Source organism: Kitasatospora purpeofusca, assembly GCF_000718025.1.
Lineage (GTDB): Bacteria > Actinomycetota > Actinomycetes > Streptomycetales > Streptomycetaceae > Kitasatospora > Kitasatospora purpeofusca.
In genome coordinates this window covers 1-13,636 of sequence record NZ_JODS01000002.1, presented here as the reverse complement: position 1 = coordinate 13,636, position 13,636 = coordinate 1, and the positions used below count along the sequence as shown (strand labels likewise).

Here is a 13,636-nt window from a genome sequence, read left to right as displayed (position 1 = left end):
TTACCAGAAGTCGGGCAGGCCGTAACGGAAAGTGTTGGTCTGATGCCAGTTGTGGTTGCCGTCGACCCACGCGGCGACGCCGCGCAGGAAGCGCACCACCACCGGGACGGGGCAGGTGGCGGCGAGTGCGGCCGCCTCCGCCTCGAAGGCGTGCATGAGTTCGTTGTGCACCTCGACGGCCTTGAGGTAGCCGTCGCGGTGACCGACCCCCTCGCGCTCGGAGATCACCACCGGCAGGTTCAGGTGGAGGCCCGGGCTGGACAGCTCCTTGGTGTACGAGTACAGGTCGTTCACGATGGTGGTGGCGTTCGAGGCGAGCGCGATGACCCGCTGCACGGCGGGGCGGGCGTGCAGGTCCGCGGGCAGCTCGTAGCCGCCGACGGTGTCCGTGATGGTCGGGCAGGGGCGGAAGTTGTTGAACTGACGCATCGCCAGGTACTCCCACACCTCCGGCACGTGCTCCTCCTGGGCCCAGGCGCCCTCGGCGAGGTAGCCCAGGTGCAGCCGCGCCATGTCGTGCCGGAACCGGTCCGACTGGGAGGCGGTGGCGGCCCGGTGGAAGTGCTCCATCGCCGAGCGGTAGGCGCGCCGGGGCGCGTCCGAGGCCAGCGACTCCTGCCAGGCCCCCTGGTACTCGGCGGTGGTGTGCACCGGGTCGAGCGCGGTGTGGGCGAGCAGCAGCCGACTGCCGAGGCCGATCGGCGAACCGCCGTGGTCCTCGCAGTAGTAGTCGTCGACGGCGTTCTCGGCGACCATCAGCCGGGCGGCGATCATGACGTGGTCGACGCTGGGCGCGTCGGGGTGGCAGCCGACCATGTAGCGGCTGACCGAGAAGCCGTCGAACTCCTCCTCGTAGTCCGGCGGGAAGAGCTCCACCTCCTCGGTCCACAGCTTGATCCGCCGGCTCACCTCGGCGACCCGCACCGGGTCCGGCTCGGCGACCGGGTGGAAGTACAGCCCGGGGATCGGGTCGCCGACGCCCGGCTTCCCCGATGCCGCCGGTGTCGCCGACTCCGGTGCAGCGGCGGGCTCCTGACGTGGCGTCAGACCAAGTCCGGCCGTGCCCAGACCGCTCGGTCCGCGGAGGATCTGCTCCAGCGCCGTGCCGCTCATGACCGCACCGCCGGACGGCGACCGGGGTGCGGGTGCTGCGACGTCTGCGGGGTCTCGCCGCTCGTGGCCACGGGCATGGGAGAACCTTCCTCGTGTGTAAGGGGGACACGTCAGAACGGGTCGTCGGTCGTCGCCACGGCCCGGAGGAAGGGGGTCTCCGCGTGCGGCCGCCCCGTCCTCGCTTGCTGCCCAACCGTAGGCGGGGCGGAACGATCTGAGCCGCTTCGCATGATCCTGTGCACTCGAAAGGGTGAACGTGTGCATGTGTTGCGTTTGAAACCGCGCATCAGATGATCGGTTCGGAGCGGGCCTGCCGAGAAGGCCCCCCCGGGGGGCCCTGCGGACCGGGACCGTCGGGGCCCCAACCCCGCCGGTCGGAGCCTCGACCCCGCCGGTCGGAACCTCAGCCCCGCGGGGCGTCGGCCGGGTCCGCCGCCTCCACCGGCACGTCCGGGTGCCGGAACCAGGAGCCGTCGACCGCCCACTGGACCAGCATCAGCACCACGCCGAGCAGCAGCGCGCCGATGCCGATCACGGTCACCCCGCCGGTCTCCCCGAACAGCGGCAGGTCGATCGAGGTCGAACCGTAGTCCGGGTCGGCGTAGACGTCGAAGGCCCCGTAGCAGAAGAAGTACAGCAGCATCAGGCCGCCGAGCAGCGGCATCAGGCCCTTGAAGACGAAGTCCCGCACACTCCGGGTGAGCACCCTGCGGTAGTACCAGACGCAGGCGAAGCCGGTCAGGCCGTAGTAGAACGCGATGGCCAGGCCCACCGAGGCGATCGAGTCGGCGAGCACGTTCCCGCTGATCGCGGTGAGCAGCACGTAGAACGCGATCGACGCCAGGCCCATGGCGACCGTGGACCAGGTCGGGGTGCGGTGGCGCGGGTGCACCCGGGCGAACTGGCGGGGGACGGCCCGGTGCGCGGCCATCGAGAAGGTGGTCCGGGCGGTCGGCAGGATGGTGGTCTGGGTCGAGGCCGCGGAGGAGGTCAGCACCATGAAGATCAGGAGTTTGGTCAGGAACCAGCCGAGGCCCGCGCTGCCGAACACCGCGCCGCCGAGCGAGGACAGCACGTCCCCCGCGTTGTCCTCGTTGCCCAGTCCGATGCCCTCCGTCCCGATGCCCGCGAAGGCCTGCGCCGAGGTGGAGACCAGGGCGTAGATGAGCAGCAGCAGGACGGTGGAGAGGACGGCGGCCCGCCCCGGGGTGCGCGCCGCGTCCGCGGTCTCCTCGTTCACGGACACGGCGGTGTCCCAGCCCCAGTAGATGAAGACGGCGGCCAGGATGCCGGCGGTGAAGGCCGTCGTGGAGGTCACCTCGAAGGGGTTGAACCACGATCCGCTGATGTGGATCGCCGTGTCCGGCGGGTGGTCCCCGTACACCTTGACCAGGGCCGTGACGGAGAGCAACACCAGCATCACGATCTCGATGCACAGCAGCCAGCGCTGCAGGGCGGCCGAGATCTCGATGCCGACGTAGCAGATCGCCGTCATCACGATGATCCAGACCACCCCGGCGATCGTGGTCCAGACGGTGTTCTCGGCCAGGCCGTCGAAGCCGAACAGCCGGAAGCCGTAGACGCCGGCGATCTGGGCGAGGTTCGCCATCACGATGATGTCCGCGATCACGATGCCCCAGCCGCCCATCCACCCCGTGCGCGGCCCGAAGGCCCGCGCGCCCCAGGTGAAGGTGGTGCCGCAGTCCGGGTCGGAGGCGTTGAGCTCCTTGTACGCGTACGCGATCAGCAGCATCGGGACGAAGGCGAGCACGGTGATGATCGGCGCCTGCAGACCGACCCCGACCACGATGATGCCGAGCGTGGCGGCCAGGCTGTAGGCCGGGGCGGTGCTCGCCAGGCCGATGGCCACCGAGGAGACCAGGCCGAGGGCGCCGGTCTTCAGGCCCTTCTCACCGGCACGGGAGCTGACGACAGTGGGTGCGGCGGGCGGCGGAGTGTGTCCGCCGTGGGGTTCCGGCACGGTTCCCACCCCCTGATCCTGCACGCAGAGGTGCTTACGGGGTCGATGAGATCAGCGTACGCCCGGGAGCCGTTCCTCTCCTGGCCGGTGATCGCCCGGTCACGGTCAGCGGTGCTCGGGGTTCTCGAAGTCGAAGCGGCAGCCCGCGTCCCACTCGGAGCGCTGGTTGCCGTGGGCCGGGATCCCACCCGCGTCCTTGATCATCCGGGCGAGGTGGAGCAGGTTCCAGCTCATGAAGGTGGCGTTGCGGTTGGTGAAGTCGTTCTCCGGCCCGCCCGAACCCGCGTCCAGGTAGGACGGCCCCGGCCCGGCCTCCCCCACCCACCCCGCGTCGGCCTGCGGCGGGATGACGTACCCGAGGTGCTGGAGGCTGTAGAGCACGTTCATCGCGCAGTGCTTCGCGCCGTCCTCGTTCCCGGTGATCAGGCAGCCGCCGACGCGGCCGTAGTACGCGTACTGGCCGTGCTCGTTCAGGATCGACGAGCAGGCGTACAGCCGCTCGATCACCTGCTTCATCACCGAGGAGTTGTCGCCGAGCCAGACCGGCCCGGCCAGCACCAGGATGTCGGCGGCCATCACCCGGCTGTAGAGCACCGGCCAGTCGTCGGTCTCCCAGCCGTGCTCGGTCATGTCCGGCCAGACCCCGGTGGCGAGGTCGTGGTCGACCGCGCGGACCACGTCCACCCGCACGCCCTGGCGCTCCAGGATCCCGGTGCTGACGTCGATCAGCCCCTGGGTGTGGCTGCGTTCGGGCGAGCGCTTGAGCGTGCAGTTGATCACCATGGCGGTCAGATCGTCGTACCGGGCGGGCGAGGGGGACATCGGCGGCCTCTCCAGGTCCTTCGACGGGTCGGGTCACCCACCACTCCACCCCGGGCCCGCGCCGCCCGCCCGCCGGGATCCGCCGACCGGGCCCGCCTCACTCCGCCCCGGACGACCCCGGCGCCGGCCCCGACTCCGACGCCGGGCCCGGCTGCGGTACCGGCCCCGACTCCGGCACCGGCTCAGGTGCCGTCACCGGGACCGGGGTGACCAGCATCCGCCCGGCCAGCGCGGTGCCCGCCGTGACGGCGGCGAGGGTGGCGTCGAACAGCGGCCGGATGTTGCGCTGGTGCCAGAGCGACAGGGTGGCGGCCCAGGCGGCCTCCCTGGCCCGGGCGGTCGAGAACGCCCCCACCAGGTGGCGCAGCGGCTCGGCCGCCCCGGCGGCGACCCCGGCGATCCGCTGCTCGAACCCGGCCCGCTCCTCTGCCTCCGCCCGCACCAGCAGTTCGCCGACCAGGACGTAGTCCTCCTGCACCGGCGGGGTGTCGGGCGTGGTGCGGCGCTCGATGCAGGTCTCGACGACGGCGAGCGGCAGGTCGTGGCAAAGGTGGGCGTTGGTCCCGGCGAAGGCGAACTGCACCGGCCACACCCTCCGGTCGTCCCGGGCGTCGACCAGCGGCTGCCAGGCGTCGCCGACCTCCCGTCCCTCTTCGGCGGCGTCCAGCACGTCGAAGTACTGGTTGGCGAGCAGCACCCCGAGCCGCTCGACGAACGCCGGGTCCCGGACCTCGCCGGCCGCGATCCGTCGCTCCACCAGCGCGGCGATCCGCAGATGCATCCGGTTGAAGCAGGCGATCCCGTCCCCGGGGTCCAGCCGCGCCCCGATCGCCCGCATCCGCTCGACGACCTCGTCGACGCTCTGCGCGGGCCTGGCGTGTGACTGAGCCATGGGGGCGGTCCTTCCGTCGCGGTTCTCCGGCTGTCACCTATACACACCGTCACCGCCCCGGATCCGCCGCCCCGGTGGACGCCCCACCACCGTCACCCGTTCCGATCAGTCGGCCCGCCCGGTGAGCCTGCCGCCGCCCCCGTCAGCCGGCCGCTTCGTCCGCCGCCGCGAGCAGGCCGGTGAGGGTCGCGGTCAGGATGCGGGCCAGCCGGGGTTCGACCTCGACGACGGCGTGGGCGAGGCGGGGGTCGCCGCGGTAGAGGGCGGCGACCTCGGGGCCGGGGTTGGCGATCTGCCAGAGCGCACCGGCGAGCGAGACGGCGGTGGCGACGAGGTCGGTGACGGCCCGGTCGTCCAGGGCCGGCAGCCGGTCGCGGACGGCCGCCGTGATCGGCCCCCGGGCGGCGAGGGTGGCGAGCTTGAAGTCGCGGACGGCGTCCAGGGAGACGTTGCGCTCGAGGTTGAGCGGGGCGTGGGCGAGCAGGTCGCAGAACGGCCCGCGGGCGGCGAGGGTGGCGGCGAAGGCCCGCGCCACCGGGGCCGGGCCCGGTTCGGCGGTGTCGCGCAGGCGGGCGGACAGCGCGCGGGACCACTCGTCCCAGCCCTCCGCCGTCAGGCGCAGGAAGATCTCCTCGCGCGTCTCGAAGTAGCGCAGCAACGCGGACTTGTGCATCCCCACCGCGGCGGCGATGTCCGTCAGCGAGACCTCCCTGATGCCGCGCTCGCGGCCGAGGGCTCGCGCCGCCTCCAGGATCGCGGCTTCGCGCTGTCGCTTGGCCTCGGGCGAGCGGGCGCGCTGGAACTCCGGTGCAGTCACCCGCCCATCGTAGCGCAACGCCGTTGCACTATTAGCGCAACAGTGTTTTACTAACGGCATGGACAGCAAGGACAGCAAGGTCTGGTTCATCACCGGCAGCTCCCGCGGCTTCGGCCGCACCCTCGCCCGCGCGGCCCTGGAGGCCGGCCACCGGGTCGCCGCCACCGCCCGCCGCCCCGAGCAACTCGCCGACCTCGCCGAGGAGTTCGGCGAGCGGATCCGGCCGATCGCGCTCGACGTCACCGACCCGGCGGCCGCCCGGGCGGCGCTCGCCGAGGCCCACAGCCGCTTCGGCCGGATCGACGTACTGGTCAACAACGCCGGCTACGCCAATGTCTCGCCGATCGAGACCACCGAGGACGCCGACTTCCGGGCCCAGTTCGAGACCAACTTCTGGGGTGTCTACCACGTCACCAAGGCCGCGATCCCGCTGCTGCGGGAGCAGCGGAGCGGGCTGGTGATCCAGTTCTCCTCCGTCGGCGGCCGGGTCGGAGGGTCCCCCGGGATCGCCTCCTACCAGGCCGCCAAGTTCGCCATCGACGGGTTCAGCCGCGTCCTGCGCGCCGAGACCGCGCCGTTCGGGGTGAAGGTGCTGGTGGTCGAACCCAGCGGCTTCCGCACCGACTGGGCCGGCTCCTCGATGACCGTCCACGACGTCCCGGCCGCCTACGAGGAAACGGTCGGCGCCGTCAACGCCCGGCTGCGGCAGGGCGGCGACGGCGCCGCGGGCGACCCGGTCCGTGCGGCCGGGATCCTGGTCCGGATGGCCGACCGCCGCGACATCCCGGACCACCTGCCGCTCGGGGTCAACGCGGTCGAGTACTCCCTCGCCCAGGACCGCCGGCTCCTCGCCGAGGACACCAGGTGGCGCGAGGTCGCCCGCTCCGCCGACTTCGCCGAGCCCTACCCGGTCGCCTTCCCGCCCGACGCGGCGGCCTGACCGCCCGCCGGCGGGCCGATGCAAGGGACCGGACGTGGAACGGCCCCGGCCGGGGAGCGGAGAGAGCTCCTCGGCCGGGGCCGGGTCGTGCCGCCGGGCGGGCCGCCCGGCGGGTCGGCTACTGCTTCGAGGCCACCGACACGTAGTCCACCCGCATCGGGTGGCCCGGCTCGGTGGCCGGGGTGACGGAGCTGCCGAAGGCGGCCGGGAGGTTGCCGCCGACGGCGACGTTGAGGATGAGGAACAGGCCCCGGCCGACGGCCCGGTCCCAGGTCGCGCGGTCCATCTGCGCGGCCGTCACCCGGTGGTGCACCCGGCCGTCGAGGTACCAGCGGACCTCCTCGGCGCCCGGCTTCAGGTCGACCTCGACCGCGTAGCGGTGGAAGCCGCTGCGGCACTCGGCGCCGCAGGGCTGGTCGCCCGACCCGAGGCCGCGCGGCTCCTGGCAGGGCCCGCCGTCCAGCACGCCGCAGTGCATCGTGCCGAAGACCGAGTCCCGGCCGTTGACCTGCTCCAGGATGTCCAGCTCGCCGATGGCCGGCCAGCCGGTGTACCCGTTGCGCAGCTCGCCGCCGAGGGTCCAGAAGGCGGGCCAGTAGCCGGCGGCGGCCGGACCGGTGACGTCGGGCAGGGCGATCCCGGCCTCGATCCGCAGCACACCGCCGGGCGGCGGGGCGAGGTCGGCGCGGCGGGACTCGATCCGGCCGGAGGACCAGCGGCCCGCCGCGTCCCGGGTGGGCACGATCTCCAGCGCCCCCCGGCCGTCGAGCCGGACGTTGTCGGTCGAGTCGGTCATGGTCTCGACCTCGCCGGTCCCCCACTGCGCGGCCGGGCAGCCCGGGTAGCAGGTGCCGAGGTCGTACTGCCAGTTCGCGGCGGACGGGCGGCTGCCGGCCGCTCCGTCGAAGTCGTCGCGCAGCAGCTGGGTCCAGCCGGACGCGTCCGGCGCCGGGGAAGTGCTGCTAGCGGTACCGGCGGCGGCGCGCGGCGGCAGGGCGCCCGCGTCCGTCAACACCCGCTCCAGGCGCGGCGTCAGGACGACGGCCGCGACATTGGTCAGATGGGTGTCGTCGCGGTAGAGCAGGATGCGCTCCAGGACGGCCGGGCAACTCCGGCCGCTGCCCGGGCAGATGACGTCGTTGACCGACACCGCGCGCACGCCCGGGATCCGGCCGGCCGCGATCTCGTCCGCGAGCGGGTCCGCCCAGAGCGCCTTGTCGCGCGGGAACTCGCAGGCCGCCGGGTCGTCGGTGTGGCCGGAGACGCAGGCCGGCACGTCCGTCCCGGGAATCGGGGTGTCGCGCAAGTAGACGATCGGGACGCCGAGTTCACGCAGCGGGGCGAGGGTCTTCGCCCAGCCCTGGAGCACCGTCTCGCGGTCGTCGGTGTACCGGTTGAGGGTGGAGACCACGATCAGCCGGGGCTTGGGGCCCTCGGCCAGCCGGGTCAGGGCGTTCGCCCGCCAGGTGTCGCACTCCCGGTAGGTCCGGCCCAACTGCGGGTTCACCACCGAGAGTTCCGGCAGCGGGCAGCCCTGCTTGACCAACTCCTCCAGTTCCCAGCGCCGTTCGGCGGCGAGGGCGAGCAGCGAGGAGAACCACTGGCCGGCGTGCGAGTCGCCGAGCAGCACGATCCGGTCCGGGCTGCCGACCACGCCGAAGCGGCAGTCGGGGCTGGTGGTGGCCGCCGGGTCGACCTCGCACTCGCCGTCCGGCGGGAAGTCCTTGCGCGCCTGGACGGCGTCCGGCACCACCGCCGGACCGCCCTTGGCCGGGGCCGCGGTGCGCACCAGCAGCGAGGTGCCGTCCGGCGAACCGGGCGGCAGCCCCTGGAGGTCGACCGGCGCCGCCGGGCCGAGCAGCCGCAGCGTCCCGGTGCCGACGACCAGCGCCAGCACCACCGGGATGACCACCGCGGCGAGACCCAGGGACAGCCCCCGGCGCGGGAGTTCGGAGAGGGTGCGGCTGTGCCGCAGCGGCTGCTCGACCCACCGCATCACGGCCGCGGCGGGCAGCGCCGAGGCGGCGGTGAGCGCCACCTTCACCGGCCAGTCCAGCGGGCCGAACTTCGCGCCCACCAGGACCAGCACCGGCCAGTGCCACAGGTAGAGGTTGTAGGAGAGCCGCCCGATCGCGCGCGGGACCCGCAGGCCGAGGACGCGGTCCACGCCGTAGCCGGGCGCCGCGCTCCCCTCCCGCCCCGGCGTACCGGCCAGGATGACGGCCGCCGTGCCCAGGGTCGGCACCAGCGCGGCCCAGCCCGGGTACGGGGTGCCGCTGTCGTACGCCAGCACGCACCACACCACGGCCGCCGCACCGCCCCAGCCCACCACCGCCCGCAGCGGGCGCGGCCCGCGCAGCAGGTGCCAGGGCAGCAGGGCCAGCAGCGCGCCGACCCCGAACTGCCAGACCCTGGAGGGAGTTCCGAGGTAGGCGAGCGAGACGGAGTCGTGCGTCCAGCGCAGCGAGAGCGCGAAGGACCCGACGGTCAGCACGGCGGCCAGCGCCGCCGCGACCGGCCGCACCGCCCGCCCGCGCCCGTCCGCCCGGCCGCGCCGCGCCACCCGCAGCACCAGGTAGGCGGTGAGGGCCAGCAGCGGACCCCACACCAGGTAGAACTGCTCCTCCACGGCGAGCGACCAGAAGTGCAGCAGCGGGCTCTCGTCCCGCCCGGCGGCCAGGTAGTCGGTCTGCTGGGCGACGAAGCGCCAGTTGCCGACCGAGAGCGCCGCCGCGAGCACGTCGTACTCCAGGTCGGCCCGCCGCAGCGGCACCGTCAGCCAGGCACCGAACAGTGCCACCGCGCCGAGCACGATCGCGGCCGAGGGCAGCAGCCGGCGGGCCCGGCGGGAGAAGAACTCGCCGAGCCGGATCCGGCCGGTGGTGGTGGCCTCGCGCAGCAGCAGGCCGGTGATCAGGTAGCCGGAGACGACGAGGAAGACGTCGACCCCGACGAAGCCGCCGGCCAGCCCGGGGACGGCGGCGTGGAAGGCGAGCACGGAGAGCACGGCCAGCGCGCGCAGGCCCTCGATGTCGGGACGGAACCCGGCCGACCGGTGCGCCCGGCCCGGGGCATCGGAACCCCGGGAGAGAGCGCGGCCGAAGCGGCCGCCGCGACCGGCGTCACCGGCGCGACCGCCGGCGGTCCGCTGGCTCGGGATGGTGAAGGCATCCGGCGCGAGCTCGGGCACAAGGGTCGACGGTTCCGGCAGTGACGAGTCGGGAGGTGACGAGTCGGGAGGTGATGACTTCGGAGGTGATGACTTCGGAGGTGATGACTTGGGAGGTGACGACATGGAAGAAGGCGACCTTTCAACCCAGCCAGGGCAGCATCGGCCGGACCCAGCCGGACGCGAGCAGAGCGGTGAGCACGAGCGTGGCGGTGGCGGCCAGCCCCTCCGGCCAGCGGCGGGGCAGCATGCCTGACCGGGGCGCCTTCGGCCCGGCTGTGACGTCGTCGCGGCGGGCGGTGCCGCGCACCTCGCCGACGAGGTCGCGGATCAGCGGCAGACCGATCTGCGCCTGCACCGCGAGGTAGAGCCCGAGACCCCAGTTGGGGGCCCATCCGTACTGCGAGACGGCCAGGCCGAGGCCGACGGCGGCGGCCCCGAGCGAGGCGCCGAGCCAGGCCAGCGAGACCAGGACGACCTTGCGCGCCATCCCGCCGGAGCGGGACTTGCTCCGCGCCGCGGGCGCGCCGGCCCCCGTCGCGTCCGGCCCGGCCGAACCGGCGGCGCCGGTCGGCACCCAGGCCGCGCTGCGACCGCGCAGGGTGTGCCAGAAGGCAACCCCGGCGGCGACGCTCATCAGCACGTTGGAGCGGATCACCTCGATCCGCCAGCGGGTACGGCTGACCCGGGGCAGCAGCACGTGCCAGAGCCAGAGCGGCGCCAGCATCGGCAGCACGTGCCAGGGCCGGATCTGCTCCGGGTACCAGAACATCATCACCAGCGGCGGCAGTGGCGCGACGAAGATGTTCACGGCGGCGGCGAGGTAGCCGACGATGCCCTCGTAGAAGCAGAGCCGCATCCTCCAGGGCGCGCCGATCCGCTTGAGCTCGGGCGAGCCGAGCAGGTGCAGATTGCCCATCGCCCAGCGGTACTGCTGGTTGACGTACGAGGCGAGGTTGTCGGGCGAGGTGCCCTTGGCGACCAGCACCGGGACGTACAGCGTCCGGTAGCCCTGGGCGTACAGGCCGAGCCCGGTGAAGAGGTCCTCGCTGTGGTCGAGCCGGGCGAACCCGCCGGCCCGGTCGATCGCGACCCGCCGGTAGACGGCGTTGCTGCCGCAGCAGATGGCGGCGTCACTGGCGTCGCGGGAGGGCTGGATCCAGCGGAAGAACCACTCCTGCGCGGCACCGGCGGCGCGCTCGATCCAGCTCATCGACTCGTCGGTGTCGAAGCACTGCGGGCTCTGGACGATGCCGATCCGCGGGTCGGCGAAGTACGGGACGAGGTGGCGCAGGAAGTCGGGCCGGGGCGCGAAGTCCGCGTCGAGGATGGCGATGAGCTCACCGGTGCTGAGCGTGAGCGCGTGGTTGAGGTTGCCGGCCTTCTTGAGGTGCCCCCGGTCGGGCCGCACCACGTACCGGTACCCGTGCGCGGCCGCCAGGTCGGCGACCTCGGTCCGGTCGGCGTCGTCGAGCACCCAGACGGTCAGCGCACCGGGCCAGTCGACCTCGGCCACCGCCCGGTAGGCGTTCTCCAGGATGTCCAGCGGCTCGCCGCAGGTCGGCAGGTAGAGGTCGACGGTCGGCAGTTCCTCCGGCGCCCACGCGTGCACCAGCACCTCGTGGGACTGCCGGGTGAGCCGCCGCTGCCGCAGGCTGTTGACCGAGGACAGCGCCAGCGCGACGACATTGAGTCCCAGCACGGCGAGGAACACCCACAGCGCTGGCGTCCGCAGCGCGAACGTGAACATCGTCCCGGCGGTGAAAACGAACGCCGCCGAACTCGCGACCAGCACCCACCGCCGCTGCGGCCCGAAGTACCAGTAGAGCTCCTGGTCGTCCGGCGGTTGCGGCAGATGCGTCGGAGGAGAGGAGGAAGAGGATGAAGTAGATGAAATGGACGTAACTTGTCGGACAGTCATATGGCCCCCACAGCCGTGTTTCTGACAGCTCCAACGGCCACAGTACCGCATTGGTATAGACCATTGATCCATCCTCCAGCGGCCGGACGTCACCTCCGCGCCACCTCACCCCCTTCCGCGAAGCAGCAGGTCACGCGGGCGTTAACACTCCTCCAACATCCGCTCCACCCGACCCTCCGGACACCCGGAAACGCCAGTGGGGCGGCAACCGGATCACCGGTTGCCGCCCCACTGTTCATGTCCGCGCCCCTACGAGGGGTCCCGCCGACGTCGATCCACCCGAATCAGACCGCCGGCACCGCCGGGACGGGGTACGTCGGGTACTCGACGCCCGAGACGTGCTGGACGACCCGGATGACCTGGCAGGAGTAGCCGAACTCGTTGTCGTACCACAGGTAGAGGATCGCGTTGTCGCCCTCGACCTTGGTGGCACCCGCGTCGACGATCGACGCGTGGCGCGAGCCGATGAAGTCGTTCGACACCGCGTCCGGGGCGGTGGTGAAGTCGATCTGGCGCTTCAGCGAGGAGGTCAGCGAGACGTTGCGGAGGTAGTCCAGCACCTCTTCGCGGTCGGTCTCGCGGGACAGCTGGAGGTTCAGGATGGCGATCGAGACGTCCGGAACCGGCACGCGGATCGAGCTGCCGGTGATCTTCGCCTTGAGGTCCGGCAGCGCCTTGGCGACGGCCGAGGCGGCACCGGTCTCGGTGATCACCATGTTCAGCGGTGCCGAGCGGCCACGACGGTCGGCCTTGTGGTAGTTGTCCAGAAGGTTCTGGTCATTGGTGAACGAGTGGACGGTCTCCACGTGGCCGCGCAGCACGCCGAACTCGTCGTCCATCGCCTTCAGCGGCGGAACGATCGCGTTGGTGGTGCAGGAGGCGCAGGAGATGACCTGCTCGTCCGGCTTGATGGTGTCGTGGTTGACGCCGTGCACGATGTTGGGCACGTCGCCCTTGCCGGGGGCCGTCAGGACGACCTTCTCGATGCCCGGGCGGAGGTGGTTCGACAGGCCCTCGCGGTCCCGCCACTTGCCCGTGTTGTCGATCAGGATGGCGTCCCGGATGCCGTGGACCGTGTAGTCGATCTCGGACGGGTCGTTGGCGTAGATGACCTTGATCGCGGTGCCGTTGGCGACGATCGTGCTGTTCGCCTCGTCGACCGTGATCGTGCCCTGGAACTGGCCGTGGATGGAGTCACGGCGAAGCAGCGAGGCGCGCTTCACGAGGTCCTGGTCCCCACCGCCACGGACGACGATGGCCCGCAGCCGGAGGCCGTTGCCGGAGCCGGCCTTCTCGATCAGCAGACGGGCGACCAGGCGGCCGATCCGGCCGAAGCCGTAGAGCACGACGTCACGGCCCGACTCGCGGCGCTCGAACTTGTTGGCACCGGTGGCGCCGGCGACGGCCTCCGCGGTGAACTCCTCCACCGAGAGACCGCGGCTGTCGGCGCGGTAGGTGGCGGCAAGCATGCCGAGGTCGATCTGGGAGGGGCCGAGATCCAGGGTGGTCAGCGCCTGCAGGAACGGCAGCGTCTCGGTGACCGAGAGCTCCTCGCCGGCTATCTGGCGGGCGAACCGGTGGGTCTTCAGGATGCTGACCACCGACTTGTTCACCAGGGAGCGGCTGTACAGCAGGACAGTGACGTCCCGCTCCCGGTGCAGTCGGCCGATGATCGGAATCATCGACTCCGCGATCTCCTCGCGGTTCTTCCAGTCCGTGAACACGTCGTCGTTGACAGTCACAAGTCCATCTTTCGAGCTAGGAGGGTGTTCACATGCTAACCGCGACCCGCCCCACCAGCCGAAACGGGTCCCCCCCTGGCCCGCATGACAAGAATCACACAGGGTGACAAATAGGGCAGAACGCAAAGACCCCCCGCCGATTTCCCGACGGGGGTTCTTCACAATGATTGTTCGGCGGCGTCCTACTCTCCCACAGGGTCCCCCCTGCAGTACCATCGGCGCTGTGAGGCTTAGCTTCC

Annotated in this window: 9 protein-coding genes and 1 rRNA gene; 1 reads left to right on the top strand and 9 read right to left on the bottom strand. The window is 72.1% G+C overall.

All coding sequences use genetic code 11. The features are described 5' to 3' along the window. The 5 genes from IF01_RS0103190 to IF01_RS0103170 form a co-directional block, all read right to left on the bottom strand. On the bottom strand, positions 1-1,227 hold the full coding sequence (locus IF01_RS0103190) for a family 2 encapsulin nanocompartment cargo protein terpene cyclase (RefSeq protein WP_051754949.1): 1,227 nt from the start codon (positions 1,225-1,227) through the stop codon (positions 1-3). Between the two features lie 289 nt (positions 1,228-1,516). Further along, positions 1,517-3,094 (bottom strand): APC family permease, encoded by a 1,578-nt coding sequence (locus tag IF01_RS0103185; protein WP_094745467.1) that lies wholly within the window; start codon positions 3,092-3,094, stop codon positions 1,517-1,519. A gap of 105 nt (positions 3,095-3,199) precedes the next feature. Continuing rightward, positions 3,200-3,916: a flavodoxin family protein gene (locus IF01_RS0103180; protein WP_030391678.1), complete on the bottom strand. Its 717-nt coding sequence runs from the start codon at positions 3,914-3,916 to the stop codon at positions 3,200-3,202. A 97-nt stretch (positions 3,917-4,013) separates the two neighbouring features. Beyond that, positions 4,014-4,808 (bottom strand): DUF5995 family protein, encoded by a 795-nt coding sequence (locus IF01_RS46645; protein WP_051754867.1) that lies wholly within the window; start codon positions 4,806-4,808, stop codon positions 4,014-4,016. 142 nt (positions 4,809-4,950) lie between these two features. Then, positions 4,951-5,625 (bottom strand): TetR/AcrR family transcriptional regulator, encoded by a 675-nt coding sequence (locus IF01_RS0103170; protein ID WP_030391676.1) that lies wholly within the window; start codon positions 5,623-5,625, stop codon positions 4,951-4,953. 58 nt (positions 5,626-5,683) lie between these two features. Between IF01_RS0103170 and IF01_RS0103165 the strand changes: the two genes are divergently transcribed. Beyond that, the gene (locus IF01_RS0103165) at positions 5,684-6,565 is read left to right on the top strand and encodes an SDR family NAD(P)-dependent oxidoreductase (protein ID WP_030391675.1); all 882 of its coding nucleotides are present in this window, start codon (positions 5,684-5,686) and stop codon (positions 6,563-6,565) included. Between the two features lie 118 nt (positions 6,566-6,683). Here the strand turns inward: IF01_RS0103165 and IF01_RS0103160 are convergent, their stop codons facing one another. The 4 genes from IF01_RS0103160 to rrf form a co-directional block, all read right to left on the bottom strand. Continuing rightward, entirely contained in the window at positions 6,684-9,755 is a 3,072-nt protein-coding gene (locus tag IF01_RS0103160) for an acyltransferase family protein (RefSeq protein WP_244215414.1), read from the bottom strand. 121 nt (positions 9,756-9,876) lie between these two features. After that, on the bottom strand, positions 9,877-11,484 hold the full coding sequence (locus IF01_RS0103155; RefSeq protein ID WP_244215413.1) for a glycosyltransferase family 2 protein: 1,608 nt from the start codon (positions 11,482-11,484) through the stop codon (positions 9,877-9,879). A 455-nt stretch (positions 11,485-11,939) separates the two neighbouring features. Then, positions 11,940-13,397 (bottom strand): glyceraldehyde-3-phosphate dehydrogenase, encoded by a 1,458-nt coding sequence (locus IF01_RS0103150; protein WP_030391672.1) that lies wholly within the window; start codon positions 13,395-13,397, stop codon positions 11,940-11,942. A 169-nt stretch (positions 13,398-13,566) separates the two neighbouring features. Then, positions 13,567-13,636 (bottom strand): 5S ribosomal RNA (gene rrf / locus IF01_RS51770); the annotation flags it as partial.

Coding starts and splice junctions, on each gene's coding strand:
- IF01_RS46645 (WP_051754867.1), bottom strand. CDS start 4,808: ATGGCTCAGTCACACGCCAGGCCCGCGCAGAGCGTCGACGAGGTCGTC.
- IF01_RS0103180 (WP_030391678.1), bottom strand. CDS start 3,916: ATGTCCCCCTCGCCCGCCCGGTACGACGATCTGACCGCCATGGTGATC.
- IF01_RS0103155 (WP_244215413.1), bottom strand. CDS start 11,484: ATGTTCACGTTCGCGCTGCGGACGCCAGCGCTGTGGGTGTTCCTCGCC.
- IF01_RS0103165 (WP_030391675.1), top strand. CDS start 5,684: ATGGACAGCAAGGACAGCAAGGTCTGGTTCATCACCGGCAGCTCCCGC.